This is a genomic window from Gibbsiella greigii (genome assembly GCF_039540155.1).
Lineage (GTDB): Bacteria > Pseudomonadota > Gammaproteobacteria > Enterobacterales > Enterobacteriaceae > Gibbsiella > Gibbsiella quercinecans.
In genome coordinates this window covers 59,690-76,036 of the sequence record NZ_BAABEM010000049.1, presented here as the reverse complement: position 1 = coordinate 76,036, position 16,347 = coordinate 59,690, and the positions used below count along the sequence as shown (strand labels likewise).

Annotated in this window: 16 protein-coding genes; 9 read left to right on the top strand and 7 right to left on the bottom strand. The window is 58.4% G+C overall.

What is annotated here, in order from left to right; genetic code table 11:
- Positions 1-46: 46 nt before the first annotated feature.
- Entirely contained in the window at positions 47-2,419 is a 2,373-nt protein-coding gene (locus AC559G_RS21370) for a glycoside hydrolase family 3 C-terminal domain-containing protein (protein WP_498914540.1), read from the bottom strand.
- A 160-nt stretch (positions 2,420-2,579) separates the two neighbouring features.
- Complete coding sequence (gene rhaS, locus AC559G_RS21365; protein WP_498914538.1) at positions 2,580-3,407, bottom strand: HTH-type transcriptional activator RhaS; 828 nt, start codon at positions 3,405-3,407, stop codon at positions 2,580-2,582.
- A gap of 303 nt (positions 3,408-3,710) precedes the next feature.
- Here rhaS and rhaB point away from each other — a divergent pair, with 303 nt between their 5' ends.
- From rhaB to rhaM, 5 genes are read left to right on the top strand one after another with little or no spacing between them, the layout of a single operon-like run.
- A complete protein-coding gene (rhaB, locus tag AC559G_RS21360) occupies positions 3,711-5,183 on the top strand; it encodes a rhamnulokinase (protein ID WP_498914537.1) in 1,473 nt (490 codons plus the stop codon).
- Positions 5,180-6,436: an L-rhamnose isomerase gene (rhaA, locus tag AC559G_RS21355; protein ID WP_498914536.1), complete on the top strand. Its 1,257-nt coding sequence runs from the start codon at positions 5,180-5,182 to the stop codon at positions 6,434-6,436. The genes rhaB and rhaA overlap by 4 nt, the downstream gene beginning before the upstream one ends.
- A 9-nt stretch (positions 6,437-6,445) precedes the next feature.
- Complete coding sequence (gene rhaD, locus AC559G_RS21350) at positions 6,446-7,270, top strand: rhamnulose-1-phosphate aldolase (protein WP_498914534.1); 825 nt, start codon at positions 6,446-6,448, stop codon at positions 7,268-7,270.
- A gap of 10 nt (positions 7,271-7,280) precedes the next feature.
- Entirely contained in the window at positions 7,281-8,429 is a 1,149-nt protein-coding gene (fucO, locus tag AC559G_RS21345; RefSeq protein ID WP_498914532.1) for an iron-containing alcohol dehydrogenase, read from the top strand.
- Complete coding sequence (gene rhaM, locus AC559G_RS21340) at positions 8,426-8,740, top strand: L-rhamnose mutarotase (RefSeq protein WP_498914530.1); 315 nt, start codon at positions 8,426-8,428, stop codon at positions 8,738-8,740. The genes fucO and rhaM overlap by 4 nt, the downstream gene beginning before the upstream one ends.
- 54 nt (positions 8,741-8,794) lie before the next feature.
- On the opposite strand, the gene alr is transcribed toward rhaM, so the two are convergent.
- Complete coding sequence (gene alr / locus AC559G_RS21335) at positions 8,795-9,874, bottom strand: alanine racemase (RefSeq protein WP_498914528.1); 1,080 nt, start codon at positions 9,872-9,874, stop codon at positions 8,795-8,797.
- A 70-nt stretch (positions 9,875-9,944) separates the two neighbouring features.
- Positions 9,945-11,360: a replicative DNA helicase gene (gene dnaB, locus AC559G_RS21330; protein WP_279027111.1), complete on the bottom strand. Its 1,416-nt coding sequence runs from the start codon at positions 11,358-11,360 to the stop codon at positions 9,945-9,947.
- 112 nt (positions 11,361-11,472) lie between these two features.
- On the opposite strand from dnaB, the gene AC559G_RS21325 reads away from it, so the two are divergent.
- On the top strand, positions 11,473-12,456 hold the full coding sequence (locus tag AC559G_RS21325) for a quinone oxidoreductase (RefSeq protein WP_498914527.1): 984 nt from the start codon (positions 11,473-11,475) through the stop codon (positions 12,454-12,456).
- 342 nt (positions 12,457-12,798) lie between these two features.
- On the opposite strand, the gene pspG is transcribed toward AC559G_RS21325, so the two are convergent.
- Both pspG and dusA read right to left on the bottom strand, forming a co-directional pair.
- Positions 12,799-13,017: an envelope stress response protein PspG gene (gene pspG / locus AC559G_RS21320; RefSeq protein WP_498914525.1), complete on the bottom strand. Its 219-nt coding sequence runs from the start codon at positions 13,015-13,017 to the stop codon at positions 12,799-12,801.
- 156 nt (positions 13,018-13,173) lie between these two features.
- A complete protein-coding gene (gene dusA / locus AC559G_RS21315; protein ID WP_498914523.1) occupies positions 13,174-14,223 on the bottom strand; it encodes a tRNA-dihydrouridine(20/20a) synthase DusA in 1,050 nt (349 codons plus the stop codon).
- 365 nt (positions 14,224-14,588) lie between these two features.
- On the opposite strand from dusA, the gene AC559G_RS21310 reads away from it, so the two are divergent.
- The 3 genes from AC559G_RS21310 to zur all read left to right on the top strand — a co-directional run bounded on the left by AC559G_RS21310 (position 14,589) and on the right by zur (position 16,022).
- On the top strand, positions 14,589-14,933 hold the full coding sequence (locus AC559G_RS21310) for a type II toxin-antitoxin system RelE/ParE family toxin (RefSeq protein WP_438597752.1): 345 nt from the start codon (positions 14,589-14,591) through the stop codon (positions 14,931-14,933).
- Position 14,934: 1 nt separating this feature from the next.
- Positions 14,935-15,252 (top strand): helix-turn-helix domain-containing protein, encoded by a 318-nt coding sequence (locus AC559G_RS21305; RefSeq protein ID WP_095846871.1) that lies wholly within the window; start codon positions 14,935-14,937, stop codon positions 15,250-15,252.
- A 260-nt stretch (positions 15,253-15,512) separates the two neighbouring features.
- Positions 15,513-16,022 carry a zinc uptake transcriptional repressor Zur gene (gene zur, locus AC559G_RS21300; RefSeq protein WP_095846870.1) on the top strand — a complete coding sequence of 170 codons (510 nt, stop codon included), beginning with the start codon at positions 15,513-15,515 and terminating at the stop codon, positions 16,020-16,022.
- Between the two features lie 78 nt (positions 16,023-16,100).
- Here zur and AC559G_RS21295 read toward each other — a convergent pair whose 3' ends face one another.
- Positions 16,101-16,310: a CsbD family protein gene (locus AC559G_RS21295; RefSeq protein ID WP_438597751.1), complete on the bottom strand. Its 210-nt coding sequence runs from the start codon at positions 16,308-16,310 to the stop codon at positions 16,101-16,103.
- Between the last annotated feature and the right edge of the window lie 37 nt (positions 16,311-16,347).

Here is a 16,347-nt window from a genome sequence, read left to right as displayed (position 1 = left end):
TTTTTGTCAATGGCGTCTTTATTAAACCCAGGCCATCCTGGCCGATTTATTGTTCCTGCTCTTGTTGCAAGATCGCCCGGTTTACTTTCTCAATCACCGCATCCATCGCCTGTTCGTCGAAGCGGTAGCGGAAGCGGCGATCAAACGTGGTCATTATGCCGACGAACGAGTTGGCGCAGTGCTCCAGCAGCCGGTCGGCATCCTCTGCCGAAACGGCCAGTTGCTGCTGAAGGAACGCATTGAACAAATCACGTGCCAGCGGGTTTTCCAAAATGAACTTCGGTTGAGTATCCCGCGCGATAAGGCGGTAACGGGCCACCTTGTTCAGGCAGGTCAGGGTCACCGCCAACGGCAGATCCCGTGAACTGGCGCCAACGCATAGCTGTACTTGCCCGGCTTCCAACACCCACTGCTGCCGAGCGGTGTCGTAATAACGCAAATCATCCGCCGGCACGCATAGCGTGATGCGGCGCTGTTCGCCGGGCTGTAACAGGACTTTCGTGAAAGCGCGCAGTTCGCGCAGAGGGCGCTTCTGGCGCGAATCAACATAGGCGCTGTAAAGCTGGCAGACTTCTTTTCCGGCGCGTTGGCTGGCGTTGGTCAGGGTAAAACTCACGTGAATCTCTTCCCCCGCTTTTACCTGCGCTTTATCCACCGCGATATCGCTATAACGAAAATCGCTGTAACTTAGGCCAAAGCCAAAGGGGAACAGCGGCTCCAGATGACGAATGTCGTACCAGCGGTAACCCACAAACACCCCTTCACTGTAATAATGGCGGCCATTTTCACCGGGGTAGCTGTGCCAACCGGGAATATCCGCAATCTGCTGTGGGAAGGTCACGGTCAGTTTGCCGCTGGGGTTCACCACGCCAAACAGCACATCGGCCAGCCCGCCCCCCATCGCCTGCCCGGCATAGAAGGTTTCAACCACTGCGGCGACCTGTTCCAACCAGGGCATAACCACGGCGTCGGGGTTCGCCAGCACCACAATGACGTTATCGTTCACCGCCGCCAGTGCGCTGATTAACGCATCCTGCCCCGCTTGCAGCCCAAGCGTCAGGCGGTCAGAACCTTCGCCGTCATAGCCGTCTTCACTGTTGGCGAATACCACCACCCGATCGGCTTCACGGGCGGCGGCGCAGGCTTCATCGCGCAGTGCGAACACCTGGTTGGGATCATCACTGTGGCCGCGGCACCACTCAACGCGGATCGCGTCGCCTGCATATTTCAGCATCTCATCGAACGGAATATCTACCTGGGTCGGCAGGGTGGTCGCACAGCCCGATCCCTGAATCACGGGTTTTTTGGCGCCTTCGCCCACAATCAGCAGCCGCGGACAGGTGGCGATTTCCAGCGGCAAAGCCCGATTGCGGTTTTTTAGCAACACAATGGATTCCGCCACCATCCGGCGCGCCAGCAAATGGTGCGTGGGTTTATCGCACTGGGTATCACGTTTTTCACTATGCAATGCACGGTGCACCAGGCGCATTACCCGCGTGGCGGACAGTTCAGCCTGTTCACGCGGTACGCTGCCGGCGTTGAGCGCCTTGACGAGATCGGCTTTGCGCGATTGGCTTTCCGGCATATCAAGATCGTTGCCGGCCAGCAACGACTGCGGGCGATCTTTAATACCATGCCAGTCCGCCACGACCACACCGTCAAAGCCCCACTCGTGGCGCAGCACGTCGGTCAGCAGCCAGCTATGTTCGGCAGTCTGCGCGCCATTCAGGCGGTTATATGAGCTCATCACCGTCCACGGGCGCGCCTGTTTGATCGCGCGTTCAAAACCACGCAGGTAGATTTCACGCAGCGCCCGCTCATCGACGATAGAATCCATGCTGGTGCGTTCAATTTCCGAGTTGTTACAGGCGAAGTGTTTCAATGAAGCGCCCACGCCCTGCTGTTGCAGCCCATGGATGACGCCACTGGCGATCTCACCCGAGATCAGCGGATCTTCTGAATAGTATTCATAACTGCGGCCGCCCAACGGGGTACGGCGAATGTTAATACCCGGGCCAAGCAACAGATGAACACCCATTTGTTGGCACTCTTTGCCTAGCGCATCGCCGAGCTGATTGGCGAGCGCCACATCCCAGCTACAGGCAAAGCTTGAGCCATTAGGAAAACAGGTGGCGGGTTTCATGGTGCCCCAGGCGATTTCAACGTCTTTGGCCCGTTGGTTAACGACATTGAGAAAGCCGGCGAAATCCTGGCCCCCTTTTTCATCATGATCGATTTGCTGAATGGAGTATCGTACGCCGTAGGTACCATCGGTCATGACGATATTCGGGATGCCAAACCGTTCATTCTGCGCTGTTTTCCACATGCCATGGCCGTTGAGAATATTGGCCAACTCCGCTGGCGTCATCGAATGAGCCAGTGTGGTGAACTCGCCACCTTCAAATAATTGAGTGTTCATGCATGTTTTCTCGAATTTTCCAGAATGGACCGTCTGTTATCAGACGGTTAACCACTATGGTGGTAATGGTAGAAAACATGCAATTAGTAAATTGTTGGCTTCTGAATTGAAAAAAACTATGCAGGTAAGCGCGTTACCCGGCTGCCGTTAATGGCAGCCTTCAGGCGTTGATCCCCTGGCGTATCGTCCGTGGCGAGCAGGAGAACTCCCGTTTAAACAGGGTAGAAAAATGGTTGCTATCGCTAAAACCGCATTGGAAGGCGATATCGGTCACGCTGTCATCGCTGTGGCGCAATAAATGGTGCGCTTTCATCAACCGCAGCCGGTTCAGGTAACGCTGGGGCGTGAGCCCGGTTTGCTGCTTCAACTGCCGGTGCAATGTGCGCAATGACAGGCGAAAACGATCGGCGAGCTGCTCCCAGCACACATCCTCGGCAAAATGCGCCTCCAGCCAGACGATCAGGTGGTTCAGCCGCCCTTCATCCCCTTCACCGCACTCGGCCAATGTGCTTTTGCGCAGTACCACCAGCAGTTGCATAAACAAAATCTCGCGCGCGGCGATGGCATGCGGCCCCGCATCATCCGCCAGGGTTTCAAAGCGATCAATCACCTGTTTAACCTGCTGCAACATGCACGGATTCACCCGCCAATGGGAAAGATAATTGCCGTCTTGCTCCTGCGGCAACAGCTGTTCCAGGCCGGTCAGGAAGTTGAACCCGTTCGGCGCCCGATACAGCACATTGGTCAGGCATAGGTTTTCCGTATGCTCGAACAGGTGCCGATCGCGATCGCGCACAAAGCAGACGGAGCCGCCGCTGAGCGTATACGGCTGGCCGTTGAAAACATGGGTGCCGGTACCGTGTTCAACCACCACAATCTCATAAAAATCATGGTAATGCTCCGGAAACTCCGGCTGCGGCAAACGCGGCTCGATCGCCACCGACGCGTGTTCGGAAGGGAAAAAATCAACGCTGCGTAAAACGGTCATTGTCATCCCCACTGGGTTGTAACGTCGTTTGATAGTAGAGAACGATTCTCAACGCCACCTTAATTTTTTGACAGAAAAACGCGCAAATCCCGTGCGTTTTTTAAGAAACGCGATGGAATTATTCAGAAATGCGACTGGCATCACAAGCGGCGCCATTTAGGCGCCAAATTACATTCTGTGAGCTCACTCACACTCACCTTTTTCTCTTTGCCAACCGCCTCTTGCGGATGTCAGTGGCATGAAGGTCGGCGCGCGGGGAACTTCTTAGACTGGTGGGCAATGAGACAAATAAGGACACCTACCATGACTCTCCGCCATAGTGTTGCCGTTGATTTGGGCGCCTCAAGTGGCCGCGTGATGCTGGCGCGTTACGACAACCGGGACCATAGCCTGGCCTTGTGTGAAGTTCACCGCTTTAAGAACGGGCTAAAGCGCATCAACGGCCACGACGTCTGGGACGTGGATGCGCTGGAAAGCGAAATCCGCCACGGGCTGCAACAAGCCTGCGACCAGGCGCCCGCCATCGACTCCATCGGTATTGATACCTGGGGCGTCGACTATGTACTGATCGATAAACAAGGCCAACGCGTTGGCCTGCCCATCGCTTACCGCGACGGCCGTACCGAGGGCGTCATGGCGCGCGCCCAGCAGGCGCTGGGCCGCGAAGAGATCTACCGGCGCAGCGGCATCCAATTTCTGCCGTTCAATACGCTCTATCAACTGCGCGCGCTGGCCGAACAACAGCCGGCACTGCTGGGCCAGGTGGCGCACGCGCTGCTGATGCCGGATTACCTCTATTACCGCCTGACCGGCAAGCTGAATTGGGAATACACCAACGCCACCACCACGCAAATGGTGAACATCAACACCGATAACTGGGATGAGCACCTGCTGAGCTGGGCGGGGGTGCCGCGCGAATGGTTGGGCACGCCCACCCACCCGGGCAACATTATCGGCCACTGGGTGTGTGCGCAGGGGAAACGCATTCCGGTGGTTTCCGTTGCCACGCACGATACCGCCAGCGCCGTGATCGCCGCTCCGCTGGCCGATGACGATGCCGCTTATCTCTCGTCCGGCACCTGGTCGCTGATGGGATTTGAAAGCAAAACGCCCTACGTTGATGAACGCGCGCTGGCGGCCAATATCACCAACGAAGGCGGCGCGGAAGGGCGCTACCGGGTATTGAAAAACATCATGGGCCTGTGGCTGCTGCAACGCATCGTTCAGGAGCAGGCAATCGACGATCTGCCGGATCTGATCCGCAAGGCGCAGGCCGCCCCCGCCTGCCGCGCGATCATCAACCCCAATGACGATCGCTTCATCAACCCGGCGAGCATGAGCCAGGAGATCCAGGCCGCCTGCCGCGAAAGCCGCCTGCCGGTGCCTGCCGGCGCCGGTGAACTGGCACGCTGCATCTTCGACAGCTTGGCGCTGCTGTATGCGCAGGTGCTGCTGGAACTTAGCGAACTGCGCGGCCGGCCGTTCACCCGCCTGCATATCGTCGGCGGCGGCAGCCAGAACCACTTTCTTAACCAACTGTGCGCCGACGCCTGCGGCGTCACGGTGATCGCCGGGCCGATCGAAGCCTCAACCCTGGGCAACGTCGGCTGCCAACTGATGGCGCTGGATGAAATCGCCGACGTCGATGCCTTCCGGGCGCTGATCGGCCGCAACAGCGAGCTGCAACAGTTTACCCCCGATTCAAATAGCGAAACTGCCCGCTTCGTCGCGCAGATTCTGCAAAATCGTCAATCACGTAAGGAGCTTTGCGCATGACTACACAAATCAATCAGGCCTGGGAGCTGGCAAAACAACGCTTTGCCGCCGTTGGCGTCGATGTCGAACAGGCCTTGCGCCAGCTCGATCGTTTACCGATCTCCATTCACTGCTGGCAGGGCGATGACGTGGCGGGCTTCGAAAACCCGGATGGCGAGTTGAGCGGCGGCATTCAGGCCACCGGCAACTACCCCGGCAAAGCGCGCACCGCCGGCGAACTGCGCGCCGATCTGGAACAGGCGCTCAGCCTGATCCCCGGCCCCAAGCGCCTGAACCTGCACGCCATTTATCTTGAAGCCGACACCCAGGTGCCGCGCAACGAAATCAAACCGGAGCACTTCACAAACTGGGTGGCGTGGGCCAAGGCAAACCAACTGGGGCTGGACTTCAACCCATCGTGCTTCTCGCATCCGTTGAGCGCCGACGGCTTTACCCTGTCGCACGCCAACGATGAAATCCGCCAGTTCTGGATCGAACACTGCCAGGCCAGCCGCCGCGTGTCGGCCTATTTTGGCGAACAGTTGGGTACGCCGTCGGTGATGAATATTTGGATCCCGGACGGCATGAAAGATATTACCGTCGATCGTCTGGCGCCGCGCCGGCGCCTGCTGGCCGCGCTGGATGAAGTGATCGCCGAAAAGCTCAACCCGGCGCACCACATTGACGCGGTGGAAAGCAAGCTGTTCGGCATCGGAGCGGAAAGCTACACCGTCGGCTCCAATGAGTTCTACTTCGGCTACGCTACCAGCCGCCAGACCGCGCTATGCCTGGATGCCGGCCACTTCCACCCGACCGAAGTGATTTCCGACAAGATCTCCAGCGCCATGCTGTATATCCCCCGCCTGCTGCTGCACGTCAGCCGCCCGGTGCGCTGGGACAGCGATCACGTGGTGCTGCTGGATGACGAAACCCAGGCCATCGCCAATGAAATCGTGCGCCACGATCTGTTCGACCGGGTGCATATCGGCCTTGATTTCTTCGATGCCTCCATCAACCGCATCGCCGCCTGGGTGATCGGCACCCGCAACATGCGAAAAGCCCTGCTGCGCGCGCTGCTGGAACCGACCGCACAGCTGCGCCAACTGGAGCGCGACGGGGATTACACCGCCCGCCTGGCGCTGTTGGAAGAGCAAAAATCCCTGCCGTGGCAGGCCGTGTGGGAAATGTACTGCCTGCGCAACGATACCCCGGCGGATGCCTCCTGGCTCGCCACCGTCCGCCGTTATGAACAACAAATTTTAGCCCAACGCTAAGGAGCCCCTATGCAACGTATTCTCTCTTCATGGTTCGTTCAGGGCATGGTGAAAGCCACCAGCGATATGTGGCTGAAAGGCTGGGATGAGCGCAACGGCGGCAATGTCAGCCTGCGGCTGGATGCCGAAGACATCGCGCCCTACCGCGATGAATTTGCCGCCGAACCGCGCTGCGTCGAACTGAGCCAGCCGGCGCCGGCGCTGGCCGGATGCTGGTTTATCGTTACCGGCTCCGGCAAGTTTTTCCGCAACGTGCAGCTCGATCCGGCGGATAGCCTGGCGCTGCTGCAAATCAACGACGACGGCATGGCCTACCACATTCACTGGGGGCTGGTGAACGGCGGCCTGCCGACCTCGGAACTGGCGACGCATTTGCAATCCCATGCGGTGCGCAAACAACTCGCCGGCGGGGCGGACCGCGTCATCATGCACTGCCACGCCACCAACCTGATCGCCCTGAGCTACGTGCTGGAACTGGATAGCGTCAGCTTCACCCGCAAGCTGTGGGAAGGCAGCACCGAATGCCTGGTGGTATTCCCCGACGGCATCGGCATCGTGCCGTGGATGGTGCCGGGCACCGACGGCATCGGCGCCGCTACCGCAGAACAAATGCGCGCGCATAGTCTGGTGCTGTGGCCGCACCACGGCATATTCGCCACCGGCCCAACGCTGGATGAAGCATTCGGCCTGATCGACACGGCGGAAAAATCCTCGGAAGTGCTGGTGAAAGTGATCGCCATGGGCGGCATGCGGCAAACCATCACCACCGAACAACTGATCGCCCTGGGCGAGCGTTTCGGCGTCACGCCAATGGCCGCCGCACTCAAGATATAAGGAACAGATCATGAGCTTTATGTTGGCACTACCGAAAATCAGCCTGCATGGCGCAGGCGCCATCGCCGATATGGTGAAGCTGCTGGCGGGCAAACAATGGGGCAAGGCGCTGATCGTCACCGACGGCCAGTTGGTGCAGTTAGGGCTGCTGGACACGCTGTTCGCCAACCTGGATAGCGCGCAGCTCCCCTATACCCTGTTCGACCGTGTGTTCCCCAACCCAACCGAAGAACTGGTGCAACAGGGGCTGGCGGCCTACCGCGCCGCCAATTGCAGTTACATCATCGCCTTTGGCGGCGGCAGCCCGATCGACACCGCCAAAGCCATCAAAATCCTCACCGCCAACCCCGGCCCTTCCACCGCATACGCCGGAGTGGGCAAAGTGGCCCATGCCGGCGTGCCGCTGGTGGCGATCAATACCACGGCGGGCACCGCCGCCGAGATGACCAGCAACGCGGTAATTATCGATAGCGGGCGCCAGGTCAAAGAGGTGATCATCGATCCGAACATTATTCCTGATATCGCAGTTGACGATCCCAGCGTTATGCTGGAAATCCCGGCCAGCGTCACCGCGGCCACCGGCATGGATGCGCTCACCCACGCGATTGAAGCCTATGTTTCCGTCGGCGCGCACCCGTTGACCGACGCCTCCGCGCTGGAGGCCATCCGCTTGATTAGCCAGTGGCTGCCGAAAGCGGTGGACGACGGGCACAATCTGCAAGCACGCGAATACATGGCCTATGGCCAATATCTGGCGGGCATGGCGTTTAACAGCGCCGGCCTGGGGCTGGTGCACGCCCTGGCGCACCAGCCGGGCGCCACGCACAATCTGCCGCACGGCGTCTGCAATGCCATTTTGCTGCCGATCGTCGAAGCGTTTAACCGGCCGCAGGCAGTGGCGCGCTTTGCGCGCATCGCCGAAGCGATGGGGGTGGAGCGTCAGGGCATGAACGACGAGCAGGCCAGCCAGCAGGCGATTGCCGCTATCCGCCAACTGTCGCGCCGCGTCGGCATTCCCGACGGGTTTCAACAGTTGGGGATTTCGCAGGCTGATATTGAAAATTGGCTGGATAAAGCGCTGGCCGATCCGTGTGCGCCCTGCAACCCACGCAGCGCTTCCCGTGAAGAGGTGCGTGAGATGTACCTGGAGGCACTATGATCCGCAAAGCCTTTGTGATGCAGGTGAATCCCGATGCGCATGAAGAATATCAGCGCCGCCATACGCCGATTTGGCCGGAACTGGCGGCGGTTCTTAAACAGCACGGTGCTCATCACTATGCTATTTATCTCGACGCCGATCGCCACCTGCTGTTTGCTACGGTAGAAATTGAGTCCGAGGCGCGCTGGGCGGCGGTGGCCGGCACCGAGGTGTGCCAGCGCTGGTGGGCGTCCATGCGTGAATTGATGCCAAGCAACCCGGACAACAGCCCGATCAGCCAGGAACTCAAAGAAGTGTTTTATCTGGAATAACGCGGGCAACGGCTCCCGTGCTGCGCCGCCGGCCATGCCGGCGGCCAGAAGGGCTTATTCGCCGAGGTATTGCGTCACCACGCGCGCCGTCAGTTTGGTGATCAGCTCATAGGCGCTGATGCCGGTAAAGGCGGCGATGCGCTCGACCGGCAATGGTTTACCCCACAGCAGCACTTCATCCCCGACGCTGTCGGTGCTGTCCGGCCCCAGATCGACCGACATCATATCCATCGAAACCCGCCCGACAATCGGTACTTCGCGGCCGTTGAGCCACACCGGTGTACCGGAGGGGGCGCTGCGCGGGTAACCGTCGCCATAGCCTATCGCCACCACGCCGAGCCGCGTGTCGCGCTCACTCACCCAGGTGCCGCCATAGCCCACCGGTTCGCCGGCTTTATGGCTGCGCACCGCAATCAGGCTGGAGGTCAGCGCCATCGCCGGCTGCAGGCCGAAGCTCTCGCCATAAGGCTCCGCCAGCGGCGAGACGCCGTACATAATAATCCCTGGGCGCACCCAGTCGTAGTGCGCCTGCGGCCAGAGCAGAATGCCGCCGGAGGCAGAGATAGATCTCAACCCCGGTTTATCTTGCGTGAACTGTTCAAAACAGGCGATTTGCCGTGGCGTCACGTCCAATTGCGGCTCGTCGGCGCGGCAAAAATGGCTCATCATGTTCACCGGTTGCGCCACGCTGCGGCAGGCGCACAGGCGCTGGTAGAAGGCTTCGGCCTGCTCAGGATGCACGCCCAGCCGGTGCATGCCGGTGTCCAGCTTCATCCACACCCGCAGCGGGCGTGGCAAATCGGCCTGCTCCAGCGCGGCCAACTGCTCGTTGCTGTGCACGGCGGTTTCAATATTGTTGGCCGCCAGCAGCGGCAAGTCCTCGGCGGCGAAAAAGCCTTCCAGCAGCAGAATGGGTTTAACGATGCCGCCGGCGCGCAGCGTGAGCGCTTCACTCAGGCGCGCCACGCCGTAGCAGTCGGCGTCTTGCAGGGTGTGTGCCGTATCCAGCAGGCCATGGCCATAAGCGTTTGCTTTCACAACGGCGATCAGGCGGCTTTGAGGCGCCAAACGGCGCACCTGTTGCAGGTTGTGTCGCAGAGCGCGGCGGTCGATTATAGCGGTTGCCGCTTTCATTTCAGTTCCTTAAAGCCTGGGTTCAATAGGCGCCGGAAGGCACAAGGGCTATTGAGATCGGCTCGGTTAATTATTCTTCGTCATACTGTGGCCCGGCGTAATTATCAAAACGCGACCACTGGCCGTTAAAGGTAAGCCGCACGGTACCGATCGGGCCGTTACGCTGCTTACCGATAATGATTTCAGCGATGCCTTTCAGATCGCTGTTTTCGTGATAGACCTCATCACGGTAAATAAACATGATCAGATCGGCGTCCTGCTCGATCGAGCCGGATTCACGCAGATCCGAGTTAACCGGGCGTTTATCGGCGCGCTGCTCCAGCGAGCGGTTAAGCTGCGACAGCGCCACCACCGGTACCTGCAGCTCTTTGGCCAGCGCCTTCAGCGAACGGGAAATCTCGGCGATCTCCAGCGTACGGTTGTCCGACAGGGCGGGCACACGCATCAATTGCAGATAGTCGATCATGATCAGGCTCAGGCCGTCATGCTCGCGGAAAATACGCCGCGCGCGGGAACGCACTTCGGTTGGCGTCAGGCCGGAAGAATCATCGATATACATGTTGCGTTTTTCCAGCAGCAGCCCCATGGTGCTGGAAATGCGCGCCCAGTCCTCATCGTCAAGCTGGCCGGTACGAATCCGCGTTTGGTCCACACGCGACAGCGAAGCCAGCATACGCATCATAATCTGTTCGCCGGGCATCTCCAGGCTGAAAATCAGCACCGGCTTTTCCTGCAGCATGGCGGCGTTTTCACACAGGTTCATGGCGAAGGTGGTTTTACCCATCGACGGACGGGCCGCCACGATGATCAAATCCGATTTCTGCAGGCCGGCGGTTTTCTTGTTCAGATCGTTATAGCCGGTGTCCACCCCAGTCACGCCGTCATGCGGCGTCTGGTATAGCGATTCAATGCGCGACACCGTGGCTTCCAGGATCTGATCGATGCTTTTCGGCCCTTCGTCTTTATTGGCGCGGTTTTCAGCAATCTGGAACACGCGCGATTCCGCCAGATCGAGCAGATCCTCACTGCTGCGCCCCTGGGGATCATAACCGGCATCGGCGATCTCATTAGCAACCGAGATCATTTCCCGCACCACCGCGCGCTCGCGCACGATGTCCGCATAGGCCGCGATGTTGGCCGCGCTGGGGGTGTTTTTGGACAGCTCCGCCAGGTAGGCAAAGCCGCCGACGGAATCCAGCTCCCCTTTCTGCTCCAGTGATTCAGACAGGGTGATCAGATCGATCGGCTTGCTCATCTCCAGCAGGCGCTGCATCTCGGTGAAGATCAACCGGTGCGGGCGGCTAAAGAAATCACCGGCCACCACGCGCTCGGCCACATTGTCCCAGCGTTCGTTGTCCAGCATCAAACCGCCCAACACGGATTGCTCCGCCTCCAGCGAATGCGGCGGCATCTTCAGCCCTTCCATCTGGCGATCGCGGGGTGCCTGGGCCTCGTAAGATTTGTTGGTGGGTTTCTTTCCTGCCATAGTGGGAATAAATTACCTGTTATCAAGTGACGACGCGTCAGTATACATAATGATAAATCCCCATGCCCCAACAATTGGGCCACGGGTTTAATCGGTTACCTGAGGAGCGATCATGGCAAAACGCATTCAATTCGCCGCGACCGGCGGGCCGGACGTACTGCAATACGTTGATTTTACCCCGCGCGATCCTGCGGCGGGTGAAGTACAGATTGCCAACAAGGCGATCGGCATCAACTATATCGACACCTATGTACGCAGCGGCCTGTATGCGCCGCCGCAGTTGCCGTCCGGGCTGGGTACCGAAGCGGCCGGCGTGGTCAGCAAAGTGGGCGCCGGCGTCAGCGGCATCAAGCCCGGCGATCGGGTGGTGTATGCCCAGGCGCCGCTGGGCGCCTACAGCGAAATCCACAACGTGCCGGCCGCCAAAGTGGCGCTGCTGCCTGATGCGCTCAGCTTCGAACAGGGCGCGGCATCGTTCCTTAAAGGCCTGACGGTCCATTATCTGCTGCGCCAGACCCATGTGGTGCAGCCGGGCGAAATCTTTCTGTTCCATGCCGCCGCCGGCGGCGTTGGGCTGATCGCCTGCCAGTGGGCCAAAGCATTGGGCGCCCGGCTGATCGGCAGCGTCGGTTCCGATGCCAAGGCCGAGCTGGCGCTGCAGGCCGGCGCCTGGGCCACCATTAACTACAACACCCAGGATATCGCCCAGCGCGTGGCGGAACTGACCGATGGCGCCAAAGTCGGCGTGGTGTATGACTCGGTGGGCAAAAATACCTGGCTGGCTTCGCTCAATAGCCTGAAACGCCGCGGGCTGATGGTCAGCTTTGGCAATGCGTCCGGCCCGGTGACCGGGGTGGATTTGGCGATCCTGAACCAAAAAGGCTCGCTCTACGTGACGCGCCCTTCGCTGAACGGCTATGTGACGAACCGTGAAGAGCTGCAGGCGGCCAGCGATGCGCTGTTCGCGCAGATTAGCAGTGGGGCGATCAATGTGGATGTGCGCGATGAGCAAAAGTTTGCGCTGGGGGATGCGCAGCGGGCGCACCGGGTGTTAGAAAGCCGCGCAACGGTTGGTTCCAGTTTACTGATCCCTTGAACGGCCGGCTGATTAAGCGCGGCAATAAAAATGCCAGCCAGGGATTAGCTGGCTGGCATTTTCCCACAAGGGGCTTTCTGTTTTTATTACTGCAGGGTTGTCGTAGGGGTGGAGCAGAGTCCGCCGGGAACGGGGTTGCTTGTGCAACACGAATTATCGGTTTTGTTCCCAACGGGGATGAAATCGTTCGCATCAGCGATTCGGCGGCTATCCTAGCAGCCCTTCAACATAAAAAACATGCCTACGTGCCGCTAAACTTCCAAGGTGTGATCTCTGCCGCATTCGGCCGGCATGAATCCCCCTCTGTTGAGGGAGTGCCTGATAATTCAACATAATGCCCGCTTAATAACGGCGTATCTGCGGCTTTTGCACCGCACGGTAGAGCCACACGCAAACCACCGCCAGCACCAGCCACGGCAGCAGTTTGAACATCATGGCGAACAGGCCGCCGAGCAGCATAAACGCCGCGGCCGCAAACAGGGCGGCGATAACCCCCAGCAAAGAAACGCCGGTCACCAACAGCATGACGACGAAGCCAATGATAAAGAAAAGTTCCAACATGATTGCTCCTTGGCAAAACACGGTATCCACCGGTCAGTTACAAGAAGCGTGCCAAGCCGCACGCAATGCTAACGGCTTGATTTTTCGCGTAAGTAATATTCATTGCAGCCACCAGCCGGGTGAAAATCGCCAACTGTTAGTCAGAACAATGGTGAATTACGCCACATCAGCCCGCGGTTGCCGCACCAGGCTCAACGCCTGCTCGACCACCCGCGCATCCGCCCCCGGCTTATGGGCATTTTCACTCAGGTGGCGGCGCCACTGCCGCGCGCCCGGCACGCCCTGGAACAGGCCCAAAATGTGGCGGGTGATGTGGCCGAGATAGGTACCGTTGGCCAGCTCACGCTCAATATAGGGATAAAGCGCCTCGACCACCGCCACGCTGTCGATTGCCGGCGTTTCGGCGCCGAACAGCTCGCGGTCCACCTGCGCCAGCACGCCTGGGTTTTGATAGGCTTCACGCCCCATCATCACGCCATCAACATGTTGCAGATGCTGCTGCGCCTCGGCCAGCGTTTTCACGCCGCCGTTAATGGCGATGGTTAGCGCCGGGAAGTCACGCTTGAACTGATAGACCCGCGGGTAATCCAGCGGCGGCACTTCGCGGTTCTCTTTCGGGCTTAGCCCGGAAAGCCAGGCCTTCCGGGCATGAATAATAAACATCTCGCATTCGCCGCGCCCGGCCACCGTCGAAATGAAATCGCACAGGAAAGCGTAGCTGTCCTGATCGTCAATGCCGATGCGCGTTTTTACCGTCACCGGGATGGATACCGCATCACGCATCGCTTTCACGCAGTCCGCCACCAACGCTGCCTGGCCCATCAGGCAGGCGCCGAACATACCGTTCTGCACCCGATCGGACGGGCAACCCACGTTGAGGTTGATTTCATCATAGCCCCGCTGTTCAGCAAGCCGGGCGCAGTGCGCCAACGCCGCCGGATCGCTGCCGCCCAGCTGTAGCGCCAGCGGGTGTTCTTCCTGGTTGTACGCCAGATAGTCGCCTTTGCCATGGATAATGGCGCCGGTGGTGACCATTTCGGTGTACAGCAGCGCCTGCCTGGACAGCAGACGGTGGAAGTAACGGCAATGGCGATCGGTCCAGTCGAGCATCGGCGCGATGGAAAAACGGTGCGGCGGAAATTTAGCCGATTCCTCAGGCAGCACACGAGTTTGCAACGCGTTTTGCGATTCTTTATTTTGATGCATTTTTAAATTTTTCAGGGTGTTTTGGCATTCTTAGCCCCCGGTTCAAAGATGGGGTGCTGTGGAAAAGAATGGAATTTGACTTACTATAGCATAGGCAAGCGCCAGCGCGCAGAGGGTACATTGCGCTGCCGCCGCACCGTAGGCGCCAAGGCAAAAAGCACCGCTACCGGGAAAACTGTTCACCCTGGAGGCAAAGCCGATGGTACTAAAAGTGACGGACTGAATATGCCGGTTGACTGCGACATCGCCAGTATCATCTCCATAAACGAATCAAATATATGCCCCTCCCTTCTTGACTATACATTGACCATTAGCCATGTTAAATTATATCCAAATGGATATAATTTAACGCATGGATAACGCGGATGAAGCCACTATATTGGGTTGGCAGCAGCAAGAAAGATCTCCAGTCATTGCCTAACGATGTACAGGATGTTTTCGGCTATGCCCTGCATCTGGCGCAGTCAGGCGGTAAACATACCCAAGCCAAACCACTGAAAGGGTTTGGCGGCGCTGGCGCGCTTGAGGTGGTTGAGGATTTTTTCAGTGATACTTATCGTGCGGTGTATACCGTTAAGTTCGGTGATGCCGTCTATGTTTTGCACGTATTCCAGAAAAAGTCTTCATCGGGGGTTGCCACGCCGAAACCCGATATGGACAAAATCCGCAAACGGCTGAAAGCCGCAGAAAGCCATGCCAGAGGAGCATAATATGAGCCATGATATTGAAATCAGCAGCGGCAACGTTTATGCCGATATTGGCAGAGAAGACGCAGAGGAAATGCGGGTAAAAGCCCAGCTTGCCACCACCATTGGCAACATCATTAAAAGCCGTCGCCTGACGCAGGAACAAGCGGCAAAACTGCTGGGCATGACGCAACCCAAGGTATCTAATATGCTGCGTGGGCAGTTCCGGGGCATCAGTGAAGCCAAAATGCTGGAATGCCTGACCCGCTTAGGGCGCGATGTGCAAATCGTGGTAGGAAAGCCCCGCCGGACACCGGGCAGCTTGACAGTAGTGTTTGCCTGATACCCCAAATAGCCCGAAGATCGGGCTATTTGTTATGGCAAGCAAAAACGGCGCATCGCCAGCCACCCGTTCTGGATTGGCATTCTCCATTTTTTCGAATCTGCAACAGCCAGATAAATCCGTTTTTTACTCGTCATCGTGTCGTAAATTACCCGCGCGCAATGCAGTGCGAAACCTCACCCCGCGCAAACGCGCGCACCTCTCGGCTATTGCCCCTAAACATGGTAAAGTCGCCTTTTTACGTACCCGGGATATTTGCCATGAACCCAACCAACCAGGAAAAGCTGCTCGCGCAGGCTGAGCACCTTTGCCAGCAACGCAATGTGCGCCTGACGCCACAACGGCTGGAAGTGTTACGCCTGATGGCACAACAGCCCGGTGCCATCAGCGCCTATGATCTGTTGGATCTGTTACGGGTGGCCGAGCCACAGGCCAAGCCGCCGACGGTGTATCGCGCACTGGATTTCCTGTTGGAACAGGGATTTATCCACCGGGTGGAGTCCACCAATAGCTACGTGCTGTGTCACCACTTTGAACAGCCGATGCATACTTCTGCGCTGTTTATCTGCGATCGCTGCGGGCAAGTGACCGAGCGCACGACCGACGGCATCGAAGAAACACTGCAGAAGCTGGCAAAAGAGTCCGGCTTTGCTCTGCGCCACAGCGTGGTTGAAGCGCACGGCCTGTGCGTTGACTGCGTAGAGGTAGAAGCCTGTAAGCATCCGCATGATTGCGATCACGATCACAGCATTGTAGTGAAGAAGAAATAACCGGCGGGCATACAGCGGGGACATTCTCGGTACGTCCCTGTACCGTTTTGGATTGCCGTAGGGGTAAAGCCTAGTGTATTACCAGTGGTATTTGTTGCTGTCTTCCCAGGATTTAACTTCCTTTTCGGCCTGCTCTTTCTGGTAGCCGTAGCGTTCCTGAATTTTGCCGACCAGCTGTTCGCGCTTCCCTTCAATGACCGTCATATCGTCATCGGTCAGCTTGCCCCATTGTTCCTTGATCTTACCTCTAAACTGCTTCCAGTTACCGCCAGCTTGATCTTTGTTCATCATTTCTCTCCGTAACTAAAGTAAGTCAGTTTCAGAT